21 protein-coding genes and 1 pseudogene are annotated in these 21,219 nt (G+C 71.3%); 9 read left to right on the top strand and 13 right to left on the bottom strand.

Annotated features, from left to right (window positions below):
• Positions 1-3 precede the first annotated feature (3 nt).
• The 3 genes from ACZ7M7_RS01245 to ACZ7M7_RS01235 form a co-directional block, all read right to left on the bottom strand.
• Entirely contained in the window at positions 4-1,947 is a 1,944-nt protein-coding gene (locus tag ACZ7M7_RS01245) for an ABC transporter ATP-binding protein (protein WP_472111635.1), read from the bottom strand.
• A gap of 306 nt (positions 1,948-2,253) precedes the next feature.
• The gene (locus ACZ7M7_RS01240; protein ID WP_472111631.1) at positions 2,254-2,688 is read right to left on the bottom strand and encodes a hypothetical protein; all 435 of its coding nucleotides are present in this window, start codon (positions 2,686-2,688) and stop codon (positions 2,254-2,256) included.
• Positions 2,679-3,317 carry an ATP-binding protein gene (locus tag ACZ7M7_RS01235; protein WP_383623688.1) on the bottom strand — a complete coding sequence of 213 codons (639 nt, stop codon included), beginning with the start codon at positions 3,315-3,317 and terminating at the stop codon, positions 2,679-2,681. The genes ACZ7M7_RS01240 and ACZ7M7_RS01235 overlap by 10 nt, the downstream gene beginning before the upstream one ends.
• Positions 3,318-3,547: 230 nt before the next feature.
• On the opposite strand from ACZ7M7_RS01235, the gene ACZ7M7_RS01230 reads away from it, so the two are divergent.
• The 3 genes from ACZ7M7_RS01230 to ACZ7M7_RS01220 all read left to right on the top strand — a co-directional run bounded on the left by ACZ7M7_RS01230 (position 3,548) and on the right by ACZ7M7_RS01220 (position 5,561).
• A complete protein-coding gene (locus ACZ7M7_RS01230; RefSeq protein WP_472111629.1) occupies positions 3,548-4,408 on the top strand; it encodes a helix-turn-helix domain-containing protein in 861 nt (286 codons plus the stop codon).
• Positions 4,409-4,663: a DUF397 domain-containing protein gene (locus tag ACZ7M7_RS01225; RefSeq protein WP_019757219.1), complete on the top strand. Its 255-nt coding sequence runs from the start codon at positions 4,409-4,411 to the stop codon at positions 4,661-4,663.
• A gap of 79 nt (positions 4,664-4,742) precedes the next feature.
• The gene (locus ACZ7M7_RS01220; RefSeq protein ID WP_383596959.1) at positions 4,743-5,561 is read left to right on the top strand and encodes an SAM-dependent methyltransferase; all 819 of its coding nucleotides are present in this window, start codon (positions 4,743-4,745) and stop codon (positions 5,559-5,561) included.
• A gap of 124 nt (positions 5,562-5,685) precedes the next feature.
• Here the strand turns inward: ACZ7M7_RS01220 and pdxR are convergent, their stop codons facing one another.
• Positions 5,686-7,152 (bottom strand): MocR-like pyridoxine biosynthesis transcription factor PdxR, encoded by a 1,467-nt coding sequence (gene pdxR, locus ACZ7M7_RS01215; protein WP_472111626.1) that lies wholly within the window; start codon positions 7,150-7,152, stop codon positions 5,686-5,688.
• 47 nt (positions 7,153-7,199) lie between these two features.
• On the opposite strand from pdxR, the gene ACZ7M7_RS01210 reads away from it, so the two are divergent.
• Positions 7,200-7,745, top strand: coding sequence for a carboxymuconolactone decarboxylase family protein (locus tag ACZ7M7_RS01210; protein WP_451167931.1), 546 nt, complete (start codon positions 7,200-7,202; stop codon positions 7,743-7,745).
• A gap of 140 nt (positions 7,746-7,885) precedes the next feature.
• On the opposite strand, the gene ACZ7M7_RS01205 is transcribed toward ACZ7M7_RS01210, so the two are convergent.
• The 3 genes from ACZ7M7_RS01205 to ACZ7M7_RS01195 all read right to left on the bottom strand — a co-directional run bounded on the left by ACZ7M7_RS01205 (position 7,886) and on the right by ACZ7M7_RS01195 (position 10,969).
• On the bottom strand, positions 7,886-9,373 hold the full coding sequence (locus tag ACZ7M7_RS01205; protein ID WP_472111624.1) for a glutamate synthase subunit beta: 1,488 nt from the start codon (positions 9,371-9,373) through the stop codon (positions 7,886-7,888).
• A 180-nt stretch (positions 9,374-9,553) separates the two neighbouring features.
• The gene (locus ACZ7M7_RS01200) at positions 9,554-10,033 is read right to left on the bottom strand and encodes an anthrone oxygenase family protein (RefSeq protein ID WP_383596971.1); all 480 of its coding nucleotides are present in this window, start codon (positions 10,031-10,033) and stop codon (positions 9,554-9,556) included.
• Between the two features lie 240 nt (positions 10,034-10,273).
• Entirely contained in the window at positions 10,274-10,969 is a 696-nt protein-coding gene (locus ACZ7M7_RS01195) for a DUF2293 domain-containing protein (protein ID WP_472111622.1), read from the bottom strand.
• Positions 10,970-11,158: 189 nt separating this feature from the next.
• On the opposite strand from ACZ7M7_RS01195, the gene ACZ7M7_RS01190 reads away from it, so the two are divergent.
• The 3 genes from ACZ7M7_RS01190 to ACZ7M7_RS01180 all read left to right on the top strand — a co-directional run bounded on the left by ACZ7M7_RS01190 (position 11,159) and on the right by ACZ7M7_RS01180 (position 12,915).
• Positions 11,159-11,800 (top strand): nucleoside/nucleotide kinase family protein, encoded by a 642-nt coding sequence (locus ACZ7M7_RS01190; protein ID WP_472111620.1) that lies wholly within the window; start codon positions 11,159-11,161, stop codon positions 11,798-11,800.
• A gap of 81 nt (positions 11,801-11,881) precedes the next feature.
• Positions 11,882-12,295: a PPOX class F420-dependent oxidoreductase gene (locus tag ACZ7M7_RS01185; protein ID WP_472111617.1), complete on the top strand. Its 414-nt coding sequence runs from the start codon at positions 11,882-11,884 to the stop codon at positions 12,293-12,295.
• A 182-nt stretch (positions 12,296-12,477) separates the two neighbouring features.
• Positions 12,478-12,915, top strand: a complete 438-nt coding sequence (locus ACZ7M7_RS01180) for a CBS domain-containing protein (RefSeq protein WP_383596983.1) — start codon at positions 12,478-12,480, stop codon at positions 12,913-12,915.
• A gap of 91 nt (positions 12,916-13,006) precedes the next feature.
• Here ACZ7M7_RS01180 and corA read toward each other — a convergent pair whose 3' ends face one another.
• Positions 13,007-14,134: a magnesium/cobalt transporter CorA gene (gene corA, locus ACZ7M7_RS01175; protein ID WP_472111615.1), complete on the bottom strand. Its 1,128-nt coding sequence runs from the start codon at positions 14,132-14,134 to the stop codon at positions 13,007-13,009.
• Positions 14,135-14,395: 261 nt separating this feature from the next.
• Here corA and ACZ7M7_RS01170 point away from each other — a divergent pair.
• A pseudogene (locus ACZ7M7_RS01170) lies at positions 14,396-15,184 on the top strand (methyltransferase); the annotation flags it as partial.
• A gap of 154 nt (positions 15,185-15,338) precedes the next feature.
• On the opposite strand, the gene ACZ7M7_RS01165 reads toward ACZ7M7_RS01170, so the two are convergent.
• On the bottom strand, positions 15,339-16,280 hold the full coding sequence (locus ACZ7M7_RS01165; protein WP_383596989.1) for a carbohydrate kinase family protein: 942 nt from the start codon (positions 16,278-16,280) through the stop codon (positions 15,339-15,341).
• Positions 16,277-17,185, bottom strand: coding sequence for a pseudouridine-5'-phosphate glycosidase (locus ACZ7M7_RS01160; protein WP_472111613.1), 909 nt, complete (start codon positions 17,183-17,185; stop codon positions 16,277-16,279). Before ACZ7M7_RS01160 ends, ACZ7M7_RS01165 begins: the two co-directional genes overlap by 4 nt.
• A gap of 99 nt (positions 17,186-17,284) precedes the next feature.
• Between ACZ7M7_RS01160 and ACZ7M7_RS01155 the strand changes: the two genes are divergently transcribed.
• Positions 17,285-17,713 carry a VOC family protein gene (locus ACZ7M7_RS01155; protein ID WP_369270335.1) on the top strand — a complete coding sequence of 143 codons (429 nt, stop codon included), beginning with the start codon at positions 17,285-17,287 and terminating at the stop codon, positions 17,711-17,713.
• 354 nt (positions 17,714-18,067) lie between these two features.
• Here the strand turns inward: ACZ7M7_RS01155 and ACZ7M7_RS01150 are convergent, their stop codons facing one another.
• The 3 genes from ACZ7M7_RS01150 to ACZ7M7_RS01140 form a co-directional block, all read right to left on the bottom strand.
• A complete protein-coding gene (locus tag ACZ7M7_RS01150) occupies positions 18,068-19,354 on the bottom strand; it encodes an MFS transporter (RefSeq protein ID WP_472111611.1) in 1,287 nt (428 codons plus the stop codon).
• A 194-nt stretch (positions 19,355-19,548) separates the two neighbouring features.
• Complete coding sequence (locus ACZ7M7_RS01145; RefSeq protein WP_472111609.1) at positions 19,549-20,103, bottom strand: methylated-DNA--[protein]-cysteine S-methyltransferase; 555 nt, start codon at positions 20,101-20,103, stop codon at positions 19,549-19,551.
• Between the two features lie 70 nt (positions 20,104-20,173).
• Positions 20,174-21,040: a glycerophosphodiester phosphodiesterase gene (locus ACZ7M7_RS01140; protein WP_472111607.1), complete on the bottom strand. Its 867-nt coding sequence runs from the start codon at positions 21,038-21,040 to the stop codon at positions 20,174-20,176.
• Positions 21,041-21,219 lie beyond the last annotated feature (179 nt).

The raw sequence follows: 21,219 nt of genomic DNA, 5'->3' as shown, positions 1-21,219 counted from the left end.
GGGTCAGCACGCCTTCGGCGCGGGCACCCGTGTCGTGAACTGCCCCGCCTGAAGCGAGTACAGCTCCGCGAAGACACCACCCGTGGCCAGTAGCTCGTCGGGCGTACCGGACTCCACGAGCCTGCCCTGGTCGAGGACATGCACCAGATCGGCGTGGCGTACCGACGCCAGCCGGTGGGTGATGAGGACGACCGTCTGGCCGGTGGAGGCCAGGGCGCGGATCTTTTCGAAGACCTCCAGTTCGGCCCGTGCGTCCAGGGCCGCGGTCGGCTCGTCCACGATCAGGATGCGGCCGCGCCGGTAGGCGGCCCGGGCGATCCCGAGGCGCTGCCACTGACCGCCGGACAGCTCGTGCCCGCCGTTGAACTGACGGGCCAGCAGGGTGTCCAGGCCCCGCGGCAGATCGGCCACCACGTCACCGGCCCCGGCCTCGGCGACCGAGGCGGCCAGGCGCTCCTCGGTGAGGGGCGCGGAGGAGCGGCCGACGGCGACATTGACCCGGGCGGTGAACGGCCAGCGCTTGAAGTCCTGGGCCACCATCGCGATGCGCTCGGCGAGTTGGTGCCGGTCGGCGCCGGCCGCGTCGACGTCGTCCCAGAGGATGCGGCCGGAGTCCGGGGTGTAGAGCCCGGCCAGCAGCTTGACCAGGGTGGTCTTGCCGGAGCCGTTCTCGCCGACCAGCGCGATGATCCGGCCGAGGGGGAGCGTGAGCGTGACGTCGGCGAGGGCGGGGCGGGCCGATTCACCCGGGTAGCTGAAGCTGACCGTCTCGAAGCGGACCTCGCGCGGGTCCTCGGGCAGCGGGGCGCCGCCGGCCGGAATCGCCCGTTCGGCCGCCTCGACGTACAGCCGTTGCAGATCGCCCACGAAGAGCGCCTCCTCGTGGAGCGCGTTCACCTCCAGGACGAGGCTGTCGAGGCTCGACGAGCCCGTGCGGATCGCGATGACGGCCGTACCCGCCACGGACAGCGCCATGGCGCCGGCGAGCAGCAGCCCGCCCAGCGTGGCGTAGGTCGCGACGGTCGCGAGCCCCGTCCACGCCGCCGCGATGAGCCCGGTACGCGCCGCAAGCCTGGCCAGCCGCGCCTGCTCGGCCTCCGCCGTCTCCGACATCGCCCGGTAGTGGCGCAGGAGGAACGGCCCGACCCCGTGGACCCGGATCTCGGGCGCGGCGGCGGGCTCGGTCAGCAGCCCGCTGATCAGATGGCCGGCCCGGGAGTGCTGCACCCAAGTGTGGAAGGACTCGTAGCGGCGCCGGGCGTTGGTCAGGGCGCTCCAGGCGCTGGGCAGCGTCATCGTGGCGAGCAGAGGCAGCAGGGCGGGATGCAGCACGGTGAGCACGCCCGCCGCCGCGATCAGCGAGATGGCCGCGTTCACGACCCGCGTGCTGTACGAGATCATGCGGCGGGCGGCTCCGGCGCCGTACTGCGCGGTGTCCAGCAGCTTGTGGAAGGCGTGGTCCTCGATCGCGGCGAGCTCCACGGCCGCCGCCCGCTCCAGATACAGCTCGGTCGCCACCCGCTCCACCTTGGGCTCCAGGCGCCCGATGGCGTACGTCGACGCGGCCCGCAGCAGCGTCGAGACCACCATCACGGCCGCCATGGTGACCAGCGCGGGAACGGCACCCCGTAACCGCTCCTCCAGGGCCCCGCCCCCGATCAGCCGCCCCAGCACACTGTTCACGGCAAGCAGCCCGACCGCCTGTGCGAGGCCGCGCCCCACCTCGGCCACCAGCACGGTCCGCGCGGCCCGCCGGTCGGCCTGCCAGGCGAGCCGGAAGCTCGACGACAGCAGGGACGGCAGCCGCGTCACCATCGCCCGGAAGTTCAGCTCCAGAAAGGCGTCCCGATGCCGGTTCCACCCCATGTCGTACCGCAACGGCCCCCCGAAGAGCAGCTGCTCCGACTCGGACACCTCGGGCCCACCAGCAGCGCGTTTCTTCCCCACCGTCCACCCTCCCCCGACCGCCCTCGCGACGGAGGGCCACTATGGCCGGGCGGGCGAGCTCGGGGGAGGGCGTGAGTGGGGGTGCGGGGTGCGCGCGGGCGTACGCGGCGAGGGCGGGCCTGCGGCGCCGGGACGACCGGTCACTCCCCGGCGCCGGTCCGTGCATCCGAGCCCGTCCGGCGTTTGAGGACGAGGCCCGCAGGGCCGAAGCGGGGGTCCAGGGGGCGGCAGCCCCTTGGTACGGGACGGCAGCGGGCGACCCCTAGTCACCCACAGCCCCCAAAGATCCGCCCAACCGGCGGAGCCTCACGCAGAGATCTGCCGCTGCCACGTAGGCGTGGTCCCCGTAACCCTGCACAACGCCAGATACAGCGGAATCGGCGGCGTATACGGCACGGGCCCGTCGGGCCGATGGATCAGGCGAGGCGTGTCCAGCACCACCGCGCCCGTCATGTACCGCACGGACACCGGCCAGTCCAGCGCGTAGTCCGAGTCGGCCGGCACGATCCACCACCAGTGCGCCTCATCCGCGTACACACACCCGACCCTGGGCAGCCGAGGCATGATCAGAGGCCCGTAGCGGGCGGGAACCGCCACCGCGTCGAAGCCCAGCGGCGCCGTCATCCCCTCGGGGACCGGCAGCCGGCGCGGCTCCCCGGCCGTCGGCATGTCGCGGCGAAGGCGGACCAGCGTGTCCAGGCTCAGCACCTGCCCGCCGCCGGACGCGCGCCTCACAGCCATGCGGACCCCGTTCCCCTGCCGTACCGAGCCTGCGCCTCGTCCTCGTCGCCCGGACCCCCGGGCGGACCCGGCTTGGGCCGGGACCCCCACCCGAGATCGTTGTACGGCCCGGTGTCACCGCGGGAGGCGTCCTGGACCCCGGCCACCCGTGGCAGATCGGCCCAGACCACCAGCCCGGACCCGTCCTCGCCCGCCCCCCAGGCCTGGCAGAGGGCGTCTATGAGGAGCAGTCCCCTCCCATGCTCCTCCTCGGGTCGCGCCGACAGCGGATGCGGCTCACCCGGCGCGCATCCTTCGTCGCGCACGGCTATGCGCACCAGGTCGGCACCGTCGTGCAGCTCGCACACTATGTGCTCGCTGGCGGTGTGCACGATCGCGTTGGTGACCAGTTCCGACACGACGAGAGCCGCCGTGTCGCAGGTGTCCTCGCACACCGCCCAGCCGTTCAGCCGCGCCCTCGTCAGGCGTCTGGCCTGCGCGGGAGAACCGGGATGCGCGGCCAGTTCGAAACGGAACCGGCGCTCGGCGCCGGTGCCCCGCTGGGGTCCCACTGTCGGGGCGGCACCGAGGTCGTGGGGGACCACGGTGGCGTCTGTTCCTAAGGGCGGGGACGGAATCACGCTTGCCACTATCTCCCCGGCGTGAACACTTGGCAAGTGTCACTCTGAAAGTTGCAGAGTGCTGTGTGACTCTCTGGAAGGCCGTGGCACACTGCTCGCAACAGCATGTCGAACGGCGCCAGTTGAGATCACCGAAGATCCACCGGGATCTTCGAATAGGTCTTCGAATGGCGCCGTCGGCCTGTCAGGATTCAATCGACCTGTCGGGATTCATCGGGATTCATACGTGGAGGTGGAGCGTGAGCGAGCCGCGGTCCGCACCTACGGTCGGCCAGGTCGTCCTCGGCCGCCGCCTGCTCGACCTGCGCGAACGCGCCGGGCTCAAGCGCGAGCAGGCAGCCCGGGTGCTCCGGGTCGCTCCCGCGACGGTCCGCCGGATGGAGATGGCCGAGGTCGGGCTGAAGATCCCGTACCTCCAACTGCTCCTGAAGGCCTACGGCGTCTCCGACGACGAAGCCGACGCCTTTGTGCAACTGGCGGAGGAGGCCAACAGGCCGGGCTGGTGGCAGCGTTTCCACGACATCCTGCCCGGCTGGTTCTCGATGTACGTCAGTCTGGAGGGCGCCGCCGCGCTCATCCGGTCGTACGAACCCCACTTCGTGCCCGGCCTGTTGCAGACCGAGGACTACGCGCGTGGCGTGCTGCAGTCGGGCGCCATCGGCCAGACCAGCCCCGACGACATCGAGCGCCATGTCGCGCTGCGCATGCAACGCCAGCAGCTGCTCACCCGGGAGGACGCGCCGCGGCTGTGGGTCGTGATGGACGAGACCGTGCTGCGCCGCCGGATCGGCGGTCCGGAGGTGATGCGTGCCCAGATCGACCGGCTGCTCCAGGCCGCGAGGCTGCCCAACGTGACCCTGCAGGTGGCTCCGTTCGCGAACGGGCCGCACCCCGGCACGTACGGGCCCTTCGTGCTGTTCCGATTTGCCATGTCAGAACTGCCGGACATGGTCTACAGCGAGTACCTGACCGGCGCCGTCTACCTCGACGCGCGCACCGAGGTGGCGACCCACCTCGAGGTCATGGACCGCATGGCGGCGCAGGCCGCTACGGCACATCGCACGAAGGAGATCCTCCGGGATCTCCGCAAGGAGCTGTGAATGGATCGCATCAAGCCGCGCATACGCGTCTACAACGGCATGCCCGCGCGGGACTTGGGCAGCGAAGGCTGGCACAAGCCGTGGAGCGGCGGCAACGGAGGCAACTGCCTGGAGGCGATGAAGCTCGCCGACGGTCGTATCGCCGTCCGGCAGTCGACCGACCCGGACGGGCCGGCGCTGATCTACACCACGGACGAGATGACGGCGTTCATCGAGGGTGCCAAGGCGGGGGAGGCGGACTTCCTGCTGTCGTGAGCGGACTTGTTTTTCAGTCAATTCCCATATTTTGGCACTGAGTTGATGAGTTGATGGCCACAGACTGCCGCAGACCCTTATGGAGTTCGTCATGACCGGGCGGAATCGTTTCGTCGAGATCGACACCAGCAAGCCGCATCCCGCGCGGATGTACGACTGGTACCTCGGCGGCAAGGACAACTACCCGGTCGACGAGGCCATGGGGCGGCAGATGCTCGCCCTCGACCCGCGCGTCCCGGTGATGGCGCGGGTCAACCGCGCGTTCATGCACCGCACGACCCGCTGGCTCGCCAAGAACGGCGTACGTCAGTTCCTGGACGTCGGCACCGGCATCCCGACCGAGCCGAACCTGCACCAGATCGCCCAGGGGATCACCCCCGACGCACGCGTCGTCTACTGCGACAACGACCCCATCGTGCTGGCCCACGCGGCGGCCCTGCTGCGCGGCACCGACGAGGGCGCCACCGAGTACCTGCAGGCCGATGTGCGCGACCCGCACGCCATCGTCGAAGGCGCCCGGAAGATACTGGACTTCAGCCGCCCGGTGGCCCTTTCCCTCGTCGCGCTGCTGCACTTCGTCTCCGACGAGGACGGCGCGCACGAACTGGTCGGCCGGCTGCTGTCCGAACTCCCCTCCGGCAGCTACCTGGTGATGACCCACGCGACCGCCGACTTCACTCCCGAGGAGTCGAAGGCGGCGACGGAGAAACTCAAGGCGGCCGGCGTCACCCTGGCCCTGCGCTCCCGCGCGGAGTTCGCCCGGTTCTTCGACGGCCTCGAACTCGTCGAGCCCGGCGTCGAGGTGCCGCACCAGTGGCACCCCGAACTGGGGGAGCCGGTACCCGGTCAGGACGACGGGGTCATTCCCGGGTACGGGGCGGTGGGCCGCAAGCCGTAGCCGGCCTGCGCGCTCTCACAGGTACGACATCAGGCGGCGCGGGGCGTCCACCGGGCCATGACTGGCAGGTGCGGCTGTTCCGCCTCGGCCGGCTCGGACACGAGGGTGCTGCCGCCGGCCTGCGCTACGGGCCCGGCGGCAGCACTCCGCACAGCGCCTCCAGCGCCGCTCCGTACGCGTGTTCCGAGGGTGTCGCGTATCCCACGACGATGCCGTCACGGACCGGCATGTCCGGCTCCGCCGCCTCCGGGTGCCGGAACTCGGCGAGGCCGTCCAGGGCGATGCCCTGCCAGATGGCCGCCTTGACCGCGGACCGCTCGCTGCCCGGCGGCAGTCGCAGCACCGCGTGGAGTCCGGCGGCGATACCGGTGACCTCGATGTGCGGCGCCTGCGCGGCAAGGGCCGCGACGAGCCGGTCGCGGCGGCTCCGGTACCGCTGCCGCATACGCCGTACATGACGGTCGTACGCACCGGAGACGATGAAGTCGGCGAGGCTCAGCTGATCGAGGACGCTCGCCCACGCCTCGCGCTCGCCCTTGGCCGCGAGGACGTCGTCGACGTACCGCTGCGGCAGCACCATCCACCCCAGCCGCACCGCCGGCGACAGGCTCTTGCTGACCGAGCCGATGAAGATCACCCGCTCGGGATCGAGGCCCTGGACGGCACCGACGGGCTTGCGGTCGTAGCGGAACTCGCCGTCGTAGTCGTCCTCCAGCACGACGCCCCCACGCGCGCGTGCCCAGTCGATCACGGCGGCCCGGCGCTCCGCGTGCAGCGGGCCGCCGGTCGGGAACTGGTGCGCGGGCGTGAGCAGCACGGCCCGCTCACGCGCCAGCCGGTCGACGCGAGCACCGTCCTCGTCGAGGGGGAGCGGTACGGTCCGTACGCCCGCGGTGGTGAGCAGCTCACGGTGGAAGCCCAGACCGTACGCCTCCACGGCCAGCGGACCGCGCAGCACGCCGCCGCCGCCACCGCCCTGGGAGAACAGCAGGCGCAGGGCGTGCGCGAAGCCGGAGCAGATCACGATCCGACCCGGCTCGGTGCGCACACCCCGCGCGCGTGCCAGGTATTCGGTGAGGGCCTCCCGCAGCTCGATTCGTCCGGCGGGATCACCGGGCCCGAAGACCTCGTTCGGCGCCTGCTGAAGGGCCCGCCGATAGGAGGCCAGCCATGCCGCACGCGGGAACGCCGACGCGTCCGGAGTGCCCTGCCGCAGGTCGTGCCGGGGTCCACGCGCGCGTGGCGGTGCCTTACGGGGCACCCGCTCGACGCCCCGCAGTGGCTCGGCGCGCTCGGCCACCCGTGTCCCCGAGCCCTGCCGGGCGGTGAGCCAGCCCTCGGCCACCAGCTCCGCATACGCGTCGGCCACGGTGTTGCGGGCGATCCCGAGGTCCGCGGCGAGTGAGCGGTACGGCGGCAGCCGGGTACCGGGCGCGAGCCGCCCGTCGCGCACCGCCTCGCGCAGCGCACGGGCCAACGCGGCCCGCCGGCCGCCGGGCCCGGACGCCTCGGACGACCCGGATGACTCCGAGAGGTCCAGGTGCAGGTCGGCGCCGATCCGCTCCGCATAATTGACCCACGATCTCGCCATGGAAATGCACCCTACAGTGGGTCTTTCGAGGTCGTAACTTGGAGCACATGACGACGAACACGACCGCCACGCAGGGCACTTCCGACATCGACTCCGGTTTCGACTCCGACATCGACTCCGCCATCGCCACGGCCGAGGCCGCGCGGACCCGCCTGGACCTCGCGAAGTCCGCCCCGAAGGTCTTCCGCGCCATCGTCGGCTTCGACGCCGCCGCCCGCGAGGGCCTGGACCCCGCACTGGTCGAGCTGATCCAGATCCGCGCCTCGCACCTCAACCACTGCGCCTACTGCCTCCACATGCACACCAACGATGCCCGCAAGGCCGGCGAGCACGAGGACCGGCTGCACCTGGTCGCCGTCTGGCGCGAGGCCCGCCACTTCTACACCGAGAAGGAACAAGCCGCCCTGGCCCTGACGGAGGCGGTGACCCTGGTGGCCGACGGCGGTGTCCCCGACGAGGTCTACGCCCAGGCCGCGGCACACTTCGACGATCAGGAGCTGGCCCATGTGCTGGCCCTGATCCTCACGATCAACACCTGGAACAGGGTGGCGCTGGCGACGGGCAAGGTGGCGGGGACGGACGAGCGGCGCTAGGGGAGGGGGAGGGGAGGCGGGGTAGGGAGGCAGGGTAGGGAGGCGGGGTACGCGGCGAGATGGCCGCTGCCCGCCCCGCCCCGCCCCGCCCCGCCCCGCCGACCGCCGACCGTCGGCCGCTCGCCGCGACCGCCGCCCCGTCACACCGTCATGGGCCGGTCGTACGGCGAGATCGGCGTCGGCAGTCGCGAACTCCCCGTCAGATAGTGGTCGACGGCCGCCGCCACCGCCCGCCCCTCGGCGATCGCCCACACGATGAGCGACTGTCCCCGGGCGGCATCCCCCGCGGCGAACACGCCGGCCACGTTCGTGGCGAACCCGGCATCGCGGGTGATCGTGCCGCGAGGCTCCAGCTCCAGCCCCAGCTGCTCGATCAGCCCGTCCCCCTGGTCGGGCCCGGAGAAGCCGAGGGCGAGCAGCACCAGGTCGGCGGGCAGCGTCCGCCCGGTCTCCGGCAGCGGGCGCCGCTGCACGTCCACCTCGGTCAGGTGCAGCGACCGTACGTGCCCGTCGGCGTCGCCCGTGAAGCGGAGCGTGGACGCCGCGAACAGCCGGGCGTCCGCGTCCGCCGCGGGTGCCGTCACCAGATCGCGCGCCTCCTCGTGCGCGGCCGAGAGGCGGTAGATCTTCGGGTACGTCGGCCAGGGCTCGGCGTCCTCGTCCCGCTCGGCGCCGGGCTGGGCGTAGATGTCCAGCTGGGTGACGGACGCGGCGCCGTCCCGCACGGCGGTACCCAGACAGTCGGCCCCCGTGTCCCCACCGCCGACGATGACGACATGCTTCCCGGCAGCGGACATGGGGGACGCCTCCAGGTCCCCCTCGCACACCCGGTTGGCCAGCGGCAGATACTCCATCGCCTGCTGGATACCGGTCAACTCCCGTCCTGGTACGGGAAGTTCACGCCACGCCGTGGCCCCGGTGGCGATGACGACCGCGTCGTAGCGCGACCGCAGTTCGGCCGCCCCCACGTCCCGCCCGACCGCCGTGGACGTACGGAACTTGGTCCCCTCGGCCCGCATCTGCTCGATCCGCCGCTCCAGATGGTGCTTCTCCATCTTGAAACTGGGGATGCCGTACCGCATCAACCCGCCGATCCGGTCGTCCTTCTCGTACACCGCGACCGTGTGCCCCGCCCGCGTCAGCTGCTGCGCCGCGGCGAGCCCCGTCGGCCCCGACCCGATCACCGCGACGGTCCGCCCGGACAGCCGGTCCGGCGGGCGCGGCGGCGCGAAGCCGTCCGCCCACGCCCGATCGGCGATGGCGCACTCGACGTTCTTGATGGTGACGGCCGGCTGATTGATCGCCAGCACGCACCCCGCCTCGCACGGCGCCGGACACAAGCGCCCCGTGAACTCGGGGAAGTTGTTCGTCGCGTGCAACCGGTCGGCGGCCGCCCGCCAGTCCTCCCGGGACACCAGGTCGTTCCAGTCGGGGATCAGATTGCCCAGCGGACAGGCGTCGTGGCAGAAGGGGATGCCGCAGTCCATGCAACGGTCCGCCTGCTTGCTGATGATGGGCAGCAGCGCCCCGGGGACGTAGACCTCGTCCCAGTCCTGGACCCGCTCCTCCACGGGCCGGCGCGGCCAGTCCTGGCGGGGGGTGGTCATGAAACCCTTGGGATCGGCCATGGCCGTCTTCCTCGCGTGCGCGTGCGACGTCCCGGAGCCCTGCGTCATCGGGCGGCACCCTCCCCGCAACGATACGTCCCACCGGCCACCTGCGCAGAGTGGCTGACAGCGCCTTCTCCCCGGTTGCTCCGCGGGTTGCTCCGCGAGTCGCCCCGCGGATTCCTGGGCGGGCGCGGGCGGTCAGCTGATGGCCAGAACGAACGACACCGTCGCGGCGGCCGAGGCGACCGTCCGGACGTGGTTCCACGCCGTCCACTCGCGCACATACGTCGGCCAGTACGCGGCCGCCTCCGCGGTGCCCGCGTCCAGCTTGACCAGCGCCTCGTTGCGGGGCACGTTCGCCGCTATCGTCACGCCGAACGTGCCGAACAGATACAGCCCGCTGCCCAGCAACAGCTCCACCCTGCCCTCGTCCGGCCAGAGCACGAACGTCACCACCGCGATCACCGCGCACAGCACCGCCGACCCGATGAACACCAGCATGAATGCCGGCATCAGCGCGGTCACGTTGATCGCCTTCATCGCGGCGACGCCCTGCGCGGGCGGCAGCGCGGCGAGCCCGCGCATCACGAACGTGGAGAAGGCGCAGAACACCCCGGCCACCAGGCCGGTCCCGACCACACCGATCACAACCAGTACGAAGTACGGCCCATCGATCATGTCAACGTCAACTCCCGCATCCTGCCGAGATCCTTCCCGGCCCCATCCGTCACCTCAAGTGAAATCCTGTACGAGAACCGTGACCATGGCCGAGCGGCGCGAGCCCATACGTGAGCGTCCATGGGCGTGACCCGGACGCACCACGCGCGCTGCTCGGACCAGTCAGTGGGCCCTGCTCGGGCCGGCCAGTGGGTGCTGCTCGGACCAGTCAGGGCGCTGCTCGGACGAGGCAGAGCCATGTCAGCCGACGTCCGACACCTCCATCCGCCAGGCCCGCAGCGTCGTCTCCACCGCCGCAGCGATCCGCCGCCGCGCCTCGTGCCGCGGCACTCCGCTCATCAGCAGCTGGTCGTACGCCGTGTCCAGGTGCCGTACGGACGCCATGACCGCCCATGTCACGGCTCCCTCGGACAACGCCCGCCCCGCCGCGCTCCGCCCCACTCGTCCACTGCCCCGCGCCGACGCATGCGCGGCGATGTCCCGTGCCCGGTCCGCCGGACACCCCGGGAACAGCCGCCGGATCTCCTCCGCGAACGCCTCGGCGAACCGCACGTCCTCCCGCGCCCGCCGCCGGGCGTCCCGCGCCCGACGCCGCCGCCGGGCCTCCGCGTCGGCCAGGCACCGCTGCTCCGCCCGGCCGAGCCCCGTCTCCTCCACCAGGACGCCCTGCCGCTCGTAACGGCTCTTGCGCCGGTTGAACCGTACGACCACCGCCGACAGCGCACTCTCCTCCCGCGACCGGCGCGTCAACGCCGTGTCGCCACGCGGCAGGAACACCAGATGCCCGAGATCGGCACAGTCGAGACACCGCGGCGCACCGTCCTCCAACACGAGCATCTGCAACGGTCCCGCATGACACTCCGCACAACGCCGCCGCTTGAGGGGCTGGATGACCAGAAGGCCGGTACGGGGCGGGGGAGTTGCGAGAGGTGCCATACGAGGTTCATTCCCCTCGGAGCCGGTCCGCGGAACTATCCGGGAAACGACCCGGCAGGCCCTCGGACGGTCCCTGATCAGGCCTGCCGTCCCCCGCGAGGCGGTCGCGCCAGGTACGCCTCCCAACCCCGCGCCGGAACCCGCTGCCGCCGAAGCGCGACGCCCGTGACCGTCCCCTCCTGTCGCATCATGGGCCCTGTGCGACTCGAAGCGATCTCCTGGGAACGGCTCGGCGACCTGCTGGCCGAGCGACTGCTCGACCTGAAGCCGGCCGACGGCAGCTCCTGGCCGCGCATCGCCTTCGACGGGGCGCCGGCAGCCCATCCGGGAGACCTCGCCGAGCGGGTCGGGGAGGCGCTGCGTATACGCGGCCGCCCGTCGCTCATCGTCGGCACGCAGGGTTTTCTGCGCCCGGCCTCGGTCCGCCTGGAGTACGGCCACCAGGACGTGGAGGCCTACTACGACGGCTGGTTCGACACCGGCGCCCTGTGGCGCGAGGTCTTCGGCCCCCTCGAACCAGGCGGCGACGGCCGTGTCCTGCCCGACCTGTGGGACCCGGCCACCGACCGGGCCACCCGCAGCCCCTACGTCCAACTCCCGCCAGGTGGCTTCCTGTTGCTGCATGGTCCCCTCCTGCTGCGCCACTGGTTCCCCTTCGACCTGACCGCCCACGTCCTGCTCTCACCCGGCGCCCTGCGCCGCCGCACCCCCGAGGCCGAGCACTGGACCCTCCCCGCCTTCGAGCGCTACGACCAGGAGACCGACCCGGCCGACGCAGCCGATGTCCTGATCCGCGCCGACGACCCACGGCATCCGGCGTGGAGCGGGTGAGAGGAGCGGGGGCAGAAGCCGGCGGGCCCCACTTTCCTCAAACCCCTTTTGTATGCACGTGCATTTAACTACTCTGAAGCCATGACGTCCTCCACGAGTGATCCGGTCTCCTTCGACGACTCCGTCCGCTCCCTGCTCGACGGCAAGAACTTCGCCGGCGTGGCCACCCTCGGTCCCGACGGCGCCCCGCAGAACTCGGTGGTCTGGATCAAGCGCGAGGGCGACACCGTGCTCTTCTCCTCCGTCGACGCCCGCCAGAAGGTGCGCAACCTCCGCCGCGACCCCCGCATCAGCCTCTCGGTCTACGACCTCGCCAACCCCTACTCCTCCGTCGAGATCCGCGGCATCGCCGAGATCGTCCCGGACGAGGCCAAGCGGTTGCCGTTCGAGCTCTCGCGCAAGTACCTCGGCATCGATCCGCCCGCCGAGAAGGACGACGAGGTCCGAGTGATCATCCGTGTCGTCCCGCGGAAGATCGTGCGCTTCTCGGCCTGATCGGAGCCCCCGGCCGCCTCCCCGGCCGTCTCCCGGGGCGTCTCCCCGACCAGTGGTCGCAGCCGGTGGCCGTATCGCTCTGCTCCGGGTGCGTCGGCCAGGTGTCACGGCGAGAATGAAGGGCGCCGGGACTAGCGGTGCGTCCCGCGCCGCGCCGGCCGTCCGGCACCGGGAGGTACTTCATGACCACTGCCGGAGACATCATGCACCGTGGCGCCCAGTGGATCCCCGCTCACGAGACCCTGGACCGCGCCGCCCAGCTGATGCGCGAGCTGGGCGTCGGTGCCCTTCCCATCAGTGACGAGAACGAAAGGCTCTGCGGCATCCTCACCGACCGCGACATCGTCATCGGCTGCGTGGCCATGGGCCGCGACCCGAGCAAGGTCACCGCCGGCGACATGGCCCAGGGCACCCCGCGCTGGATCGAGTCGGACGCCGACATCAGCGACGTGCTCCGGGAGATGCAGGACCACCAGATCCGTCGGCTCCCCGTCATCGAGAACAAGCGCCTGGTCGGCATGATCAGCGAGGCCGATCTGGCCCTGAACCTGCGTCAGGGCGACGTCGCCCACTGGGCCGAGAGCGTCTACGCCAGGACCGGCACGCCGACGACGCACTGACCCGGCGCATGCCCGACCGCAATCCGTCTGCCGTCCTCGTCCGGCCCACCCCGGCGGGCGAGGGCGCACCGGAGCCGGCCGGTCGGCCGCGTCAGAGCCAACCGTTGCGCCGGAATCCGCGGTACAGCACCACACACGCGACGGATATCACGCCCAGGACCAGCGGATAGCCGAACGTCCAGCGCAGCTCGGGCATGTGCTCGAAGTTCATCCCGTACACCCCGCACACCATCGTCGGCACGGCGATGATCGCGGCCCAGGCCGTGATCTTCCGCATGTCCTCGTTCTGCGAGACCGTGACCTGTGCCAGGTGGGCCTGCAGGATCGAGTTGAGCAGTTCGTCGAAGGCGGCTATCTGCTCCTTGGCCCGCAGCAGATGGTCGGAGACGTCACGGAAGTAGGCCTGTATCTCCGGCTCCACCACCCTGATGGACAGTGAGGCCAGGTCCTCGAGCGGGCGGCTCAGTGGTACCACGGCCCGCTTCAGCTCCAGCAGTTCCCGCTTGAGCTGGTAGATCCGGCCCGGGTCGGTCCGCGCGCCGTTCGTCGCGAACACCTCCGTCTCGACCTCGTCGATGTCCTCCTGCACCGAGTCGATGACGCTCAGATAGTCGTCGACGACGTGGTCCGCGAGCGCGTGCAGCACCGCCGCCGGTCCCTTGGAGAGCTGCTCGGGGCTCGACTCCAGCTCCTCGCGCAACGGGCCCAGTGAGCCATGCCGCCCGTGCCGCACGGTGATCACGAAGTCCTGGCCGACGAACACCATGATCTCGCCGGTGTTGACGACCTCGCTCGTCGCCGTGAGCTCCTCGTGCTCGACGTAACAGACCGTCTTGAACACCGCGAACAGCGTCTCGTCGTAGCGCTCCAGCTTCGGCCGCTGATGTGCTTCGATCGCGTCCTCGACCGCAAGCGGGTGCAGTGCGAACAACTCGGCGATGCCCGCGAACTCCTGGTCCGTCGGCTCATGGAGACCGAGCCAGACGAACCCGCCACCGCGCTTGCGCACCTTCTGCACGACGTCGACCAGATCGCCGCTCTCCGGGACCCGCACACCGTCCCGGTACGTCACGCAGTTCACCACCGAGGAGCCCAGGGGGGACCGGGCGGGGTGGCTGAGGTCGACGCGGGGACGCCGTCGAGCCAGCCGTGCCACCTTGCGGAGGCCGCCGACCCTGCCGAGGCCCGTGACCTTCCGCAGATTCCCTGCCATGGACATCTGGATCTCCTTGCGTGGATCTCCTCTTGACGCGTGGCTCACCTCCGGGACGTCCAGCCCCTTCGGCTCGCTCGCGCTGCGCTGCATCTTTGCGCCCTGGCTCGCCAGTTTGCCAGGTGGGCGTGAGAGGTGGGTAAGCCTGTGGGAACAGGTGGTTCCGCTTGGTTCCCGGCTGTGGATGAAGGGGCCGTACCAAATTCGGGGCGGTCCTGCCGAGCGTCGCCCCATCCGGACAAGCCGGGCAACTGGGATGATCGCATCATGACGCGAACCGACGGGTATCTCCTCGACAACCGGCAGGCGGAGGCGGCCGAGCGCTTCGACGCATTCGCCACACTCTTCGACCCCACGACGTTCCGGCATTTCGAACGGTTCGGCATCGGACCCGGCTGGCGCTGCTGGGAGGTGGGCGCCGGCGGCACCTCGGTGGTGTCCTGGCTGGCCAAGAAGGTCGGCCCCACCGGACGGGTCGTCGCAACCGACATCGACACCTCACTGCTCACCCCGGCCGCCCGCCCTCCGGTCGAGGTCCGCGCACACGACGTCGCCGCGGACGAGCCGCCGGGGGAGGGGTTCGACCTCGTGCACGCCCGCCTCGTGCTCGTGCATGTGCCGGACCGCGAACGGGCGTTGCGGTCGATGATCGAGGCCCTGCGTCCCGGCGGCAGGATCCTGATCGAGGACGCCGACCCCGCTCTGCAGCCCCTGCTCTGCCCCGACGAGTCCGGCCCCGACCAGCAGCTCGCGAACCGCCTCCGAAACGGCTTCCGCAAGCTGCTCGCCGACCGCGGCGCCGACCTGGCCTACGGCCGCAGGCTCCCGCGTCTGCTCCGCGACGCGGGTCTGCGCAGGGTGGAGGCCGACGCGTACTTCCCGATCACCTCGCCCGCCTGCGCCGCCCTGGAGTCCGCCACCGTCCGCCAGATCCGCGACCAGCTCGTCGCCGAGGGCATCGCCACCGACCAGGACATCGACCGCCACCTCGCCAACGTCGCCACCGGGGGCATGGACCTGGCCACCGCCCCGATGATCTCGGCGTGGGGGCGCAGGGCACCGGAGGAGAGCGGAGCTGACATCGCCTCGGACATCGGGGAGCCGGCATCGCCTCCGCCACCGGAGAGCTGAGGTCCCTTCAGTCACCGGAGGGCTGACATCGCCTCAGCTATCCGGAAACCGGCATCGCTTCAGCCGGCGTCGGCTGCCGTCACTCCGGCGCGGGCGGCCGTCCGCCCACCCGCTCCACCGCCAGCGCACCTGCCCGGCACCCCTCCCGCGCCGCATCCTCGGGCCGGGCGCCCGCGAGCAGGGCCGCGAGAAAGGCACCGGTGAAGGCGTCGCCGGCTCCCGTGGTGTCCCTCGGCGCCGTCGGCATGGCCGGGACGTGGGCGCTCACGGAGCCCGACCTGGCCACCATGGCGCCGTCCCCGCCCTGCTTGGCGACCACCAGCGGGACATGGCGACTCAACTTGGCCGCCGCGTCCACCGCATCGGGCAGCCCTGTGAGCAGACAAGCCTCGTCACGGCTCGGCAGCAGGACCTCCAGGCCCTCCACCAGGGTCAGGAAACGGTCGACGCCCAGCTTCACGAGGAAGCCCGCCGACGCCGGGTCCAGGCTCACCGGCACTCCACGCGCGCGTGCGGACGCCAACGCCGCCGCCACCAGCGCGCGGCTCGACTCGGAGAACAACAAGTAGCCCGAGAGGTGCAGCCACGCGACACCGTCGAGCAGGGCATCCGACCAGTCGCCGGGGTCGAGCCGCAGGGACGCCCCGCTGTCGGTGAGGAACGTCCGCTCGGCAGCCGCGCCCGTGTCGACCAGGCAGATCACCGTCCCGGTCGGCGCCTGCGGATCCACCACGAGACAGGGCTGTACCCCGCTCGCGGTCAGCGCCCGCTCGTGCCACGCGGCTGCGTCCGCTCCCACGCGCCCCAGCAGCCGCACGTCCGTGGCGCCCCAATACGCCGCCCAGCAGGCCACGTTGGCCCCGGCGCCGCCCGGCACCGTCCGGACGGCCGCCGCGGTGTCCGTACCCGAGGCGAGTGGTCCCCGGTGCCGGGCGATGACGTCCGTGACCACGTCGCCGACGACCAGCAGTGCGCCGTCGCGCCGTTCGGCCGGGGCGGGCCCCCTCTCCGGTTCGCTCACGCCCCGGCCCAGGCCGCCGCGATGCGCCCCGCCAGCCGTACGTTGCCGCGCACCGCCGCGAGATTGGCGCTCAGTGAGGCACCGTCCGTGTGCCGTACCAAGTAGTCCAGCAGGAACGGCGTGACCGCCTGACCCGTGATGCCCTGCTCCTCGCACGCGTGCAGCGCGTCGGTGAGCACACGCGCGTGCAGCTCGGGATCCAGCTGCTCCTCCTCCGGTACCGGATTGGCGACGATCAGCGCCGACTCCGGCCCGTCGAGCGCGTCCTGAGCGCGCATCACCTCGGCCACCTCCTGCGGTGACCCAAGAGTCCAGTCCACCGGATACCCCGAGTCGGACAGGTAGAAGCCGGGGAAGCGTTCCGTCCGGTAGCCGGCGACGGCGACGCCGAGCGTCTCCAGCCGCTGCAGGGTCGCCGGGACATCCAGGATCGACTTCACGCCGGCGCACACCACCGTGATCCGCGCCCGCGCCAGCAGCCCCAGGTCGGCCGACTCGTCCTGCGTCACCGTCCACTCCCGGTGCACACCGCCGAGCCCACCCGTCGCAAACACGCGTACGCCCGCCAGGGCAGCCAGCAGAGCCGTCGCCGACACGGTGGTCGCCCCGCTCGCCCCGGAGGCCACCGCGAGCGGCAGATCCCGGTGCCCCAGCTTGCGGATCCCGTCCTCGTTCGCGATCCGCTCCAGCTGCTCCTTGTCCAGGCCGACGTGGGGCCGCCCGTCCAGCACGGCGATCGTCGCGGGAACGGCACCCTCCTGCCGTACGACGTCCTCCAGCTCCAGCGCCACCTGCAGATTGCGGGGGCGTGGCAGCCCGTGCGCGATGATCGTGGACTCCAGGGCCACCACAGGTCGACGCGCGTCGACCGCGTCCCGTACCTCTTCCGACACCACCAGCACCACGCGCCTGCCTCCTGTCCGTCGGTCTTCCCTCATCTCTGGCGGGCGGCGCACCGGGTCAAACCCTTGCGGCATGTGTGAGACACCACCAGCCTGGAATGCATGACCGACAACACGACACGCCTCGACCACGTGGTTCTCTGGGTGAGCGACCCGGCCGCGTCGGCCGCGTTCTACGAGAAGACGCTCGGCATGCTGCCCGTCAGGCTCACGGACTTCATCGCGGGCGAGGCGCCGTTCCCCTCGGTGCGCGTCAACGACGAGACCATCCTCGACCTCATGCCGATGACCATGGCGGAGCGCATGAAGATGCTCCCCGACGCCGCCCGCAGCGCGGGACACCCGGTCAATCACGTCTGCCTGTCCCTGCCGGAGGCCGACTTCCACGGGCTGCGCAGCCACCTGGAGGAGCAGGACGTACCGGTCTCGGAGTACTCCTACGACTCCTTCGGCGCCCGCGGCAAGGCCAAGCGCAGCTTCTACTTCCGCGACCCCGACGGCAACATCTTCGAGGCCCGGCACTACGACTAGGGCGCCGAGCAGGGGGCCACGCGAGCGTGACCCCCGTTTCTCGGGACGTCGGAGCCGGGGACGTCAGGCCGCCCGTGCGGCGTCCAGCGCCCCGTGCGGATTCAGCACGTACTTGCGGCTGGGCCCTGGTCGAACTCGGCGTAGCCCTGTGGTGCGTCCTCGATCCCGATCACGGTCGCGTTGACCGCCTCGGCGATGTGCACCCGGCACAGCTGGCGACCCGAGGGGACTGGATTGGGCGGCGCGGACGGGCTGGCCGTGAGTTCCCTGCGTTCCTGCGTTCCTGCGTTCCCTGTGGCCCTGGCCGGCCGACGTGTGTCCCTCGTGGCGGGCCGAGCGCCCGGGGGCGTGGCGTCAGTCGCCGGGCAGAGCCTTCTCCGCCCGCCTGCCCCGGGTGAACAGAGCCAGCCCCGCCAACGGCAGCAGCAGGCACGCGGCGGCAAAGTTCAGCCAGGCGTAGCTCGCCTGCGCGACGACCAGCCCGGCGGCAGCCCCGCCGATGCCCGCGGAGGCGTTCATGGCGAGGTCCGACAGGCCCTGCGCGGCGGCCCGGGCGGGCTGCGGCACGGAGTCCGTGAGCAGCGCGGAACCGGAGACGAGCGCCGCCGACCAGCCGAGCCCCAGCACGAAGAGCCCGAAGGCCGTCTGCCCATGACTGCCGCCCGCCGTACCGGCGACGAACACCGCGCACGCCAGCAGCCCCACGGCCAGCCCGATCCCGGACAGCCGTCCCAGCCGGTCCGACAGCCGTCCCATGAGCGGTGCGAACGCGTACATGCCGGCGATGTGCCCGCTGATGACCAGCCCGATCAGATCGATGCCCGCGCCGTGGTGCGCGAGGTCGACCGGGGTCATCGACATCACCGAGACCATCGCCGTGTGCGCGACGGCCACCGTCACCACCGCGAGCCGCGCCCGCGGCGAGGCGGCCACGGCTGCCATCCCGGCGCGCAGCGAACGGGCCGCGGGCGACTGCTCCTCGGCCGGTGCGAGCGCACGTGCCGTCAGCAGCGGATCCGGCCGCAGCAGAACAGCCACCACGACCGCGGATATCAGGAAGATCCCCGCCGCCCACAGGAACGGACCCGCCGCGGCGGGTATCCCGAGTCCTGTGACGCTACGACCGGCGGGCGCGGCGATGTTCGGGCCGAGGACCGCGCCGATCGTGGTCGCCCACACGACGAGCGAGATGGCCCGGGCCCGATGCTCCGGCTCGGCCAGATCCGCGGCGGCGAACCGCGCCTGCAGATTCGCCGACGAGGCCGCGCCGAACGCCGCCATCCCGCACAGCAGCAGCGGAAAGCTCCCGATGCTTGCCGCGAGCACCGTGACACCCGCGCCCACGGCCCCGATGAGATAGGCCAGGACGAGCCCCGGCCTTCGCCCTCGCGCGGTCATCAGCGCGGCTAGCGGCATCGACAACAACGCCGTACCGGCGACGGTCGCGGTGGGCGCGAGCCCGGACAGCGACTCGGTGCCGCTGACCTCCTGGGCCAGGACCGCAGCGAGAGCGATGCCGGTGGCGACGCCCAGGCCGCCCAGGATCTGCGTGGTGATCAGCACGCCCGAGATGCGGCGCCGTAGTGCAGGCAACTGGTCGGGCGGGACGGGAACGACGACCTGCCGCTCCACGGCGGTCACGACGCGCACCCGGCTGTACGGCCCGTCCGGCGGGCCGGCAGGGGACAACACAACGGATGGGCCGCATACAAGTGGGTGAAAGGTGTCGTCACAGGCGCAGTCTCCCCCTCATCTCCCGCCCGCCCAACCCTGCGAGGGACCGAGGAGTCTTCACAGTGTGAAGAATGTGAAGCCCTCGGAAGATCATCAGGAGATCAGAAGAGCGGCTCCGGCAGGACCCCCTCCAGTGCGAGCAGCTTCCGCTTGGTCTCCAGCCCGCCCCCGAACCCTCCGATGCCGCCGTCGCTCTCCACGACCCGGTGGCAGGGCACGACGACCGGCAGCGGATTGGCGCCCATCGCCATCCCCACCGCCTGGGCCGCCCCCGGCTGGCCGACCCGCCCGGCCAGATCGCCGTAGCCGACGACACTGCCGAATGGGACACCGGAGGCCAGCTCGTGCAGCACCTGCCGGTTGAATCCGGAGATCAGCGACCAGTCCAGCGGCAGCTCGAAGTCGCGGCGCGCACCCGCGAAGTACTCCTCCATCTGACGTATCGCCTCGGCCAGCAGCGGGGAGTCGGGCGCCTCGACCGGCTCGGTGCCCAGTCGGGACGCCAGTCGGGCGAGCGTCCTCTCGCGCACCTCCTCCGTGGCGTGGAACACGACGCTGACCAGTCCGTCGCGGGTCGCGGCCAGCATCAGCGGACCGATGTCGGTACCGACGACGGCCCACACGATCTGCTGCTCGTGCTGCCCATGGCTGTCCATGCGCCAACCGTACGACCCACCACTGACAACGCCCCGCGAACGGGGATCGGGCACCGCAGCCGGGCGCCGTTCACTCCTCGGGCAGGGCGTCCCGCACCACGTCGGGGCTGTTGGTGATGATCCCGTCGACGCCGTACCCGGCGACCAGCCGGGCGGTGTCCGCGTCGTTCACGGTCCAGGTGAACACCTCCAGCGGCCTGCCGTGGGGCCCTTCGAACGCCTGGACGGAGTTGACGTAACCCGTGGAGATGGAGGTGTACGAGGGGTTGATCTGGTCGGCGAAGGTCGCGTACCAGGACAGGTCCGAGACGGGCGGCGTCCCGAGGAAGCCGGTCTTCACAGCCGGCTTCAGCTCGTGGACGGTCCGCACGCTGTCGGCGCTGAAGCTCTGCACGATCAGCCGGGTCAGGTGGGGCGCGTCGAGCCAGCCCTCGTTGTCCAGGGCCTTGAGGGTCTCCTCCTCGATGCCCGGGTACAGGTCAGGGTTCTTGATCTCCAGGAGCAGCTTCTGGTGGTGCAGTTCCACCCGCTCCATGAACTGCCCCAGCGTCGGCACGCGCGCGCCCGCGAATGCGGGGCCGAACCAGCTGCCCGCGTCCAGCCGGGCGATCTCGGCGGCGGTGAAGTCCTTCACCTTCCAGGGCGCCCGGTTGGGGAAGACCTGTTCCACATCGGTCGTGCGCTTCAGGTTGTCGTCGTGGAGGACGACCAGCTCCCCGTCCTTGGTGCGCTGCACGTCGTTCTCGACCCAGCTGATGCCCAGTTCGGCGGCCTTGTCGATACCGGCCAGCGTGTTCTCGGGTGCGTAGCTGGAGGCCCCTCGGTGTGCGATGACCGTGGGCCGCTCGGCGCCGGCCCGGGCGTGGGGCGCGGGAAGAAGAAGCGCGGCGGTTCCCAGGACTGCGGTCGTCGTGGCGGCTACAACGCGCGCGTGCATGCGTACTCCTCGCGTCGAACGATCACGGACAGCACAACTGTGGCAGCAGAGGGTCAACGCTGGAGGAGTACAGAATGGCCACAGATTGAATGGAGTGGTCCGGGCCCGCTCACTCATGCCGCACAACTGGGGTAAGCCCGTGTTTCTTTGCCGGAAAATCGTTCGACCATTCCGGTGGG

The sequence above is a fragment of the Streptomyces sp. NPDC111606 genome, from assembly GCF_055656945.1.
The sequence above is the reverse complement of the archived record's forward strand: the minus strand, read 5'-3'. Positions and strand labels throughout refer to the sequence as shown.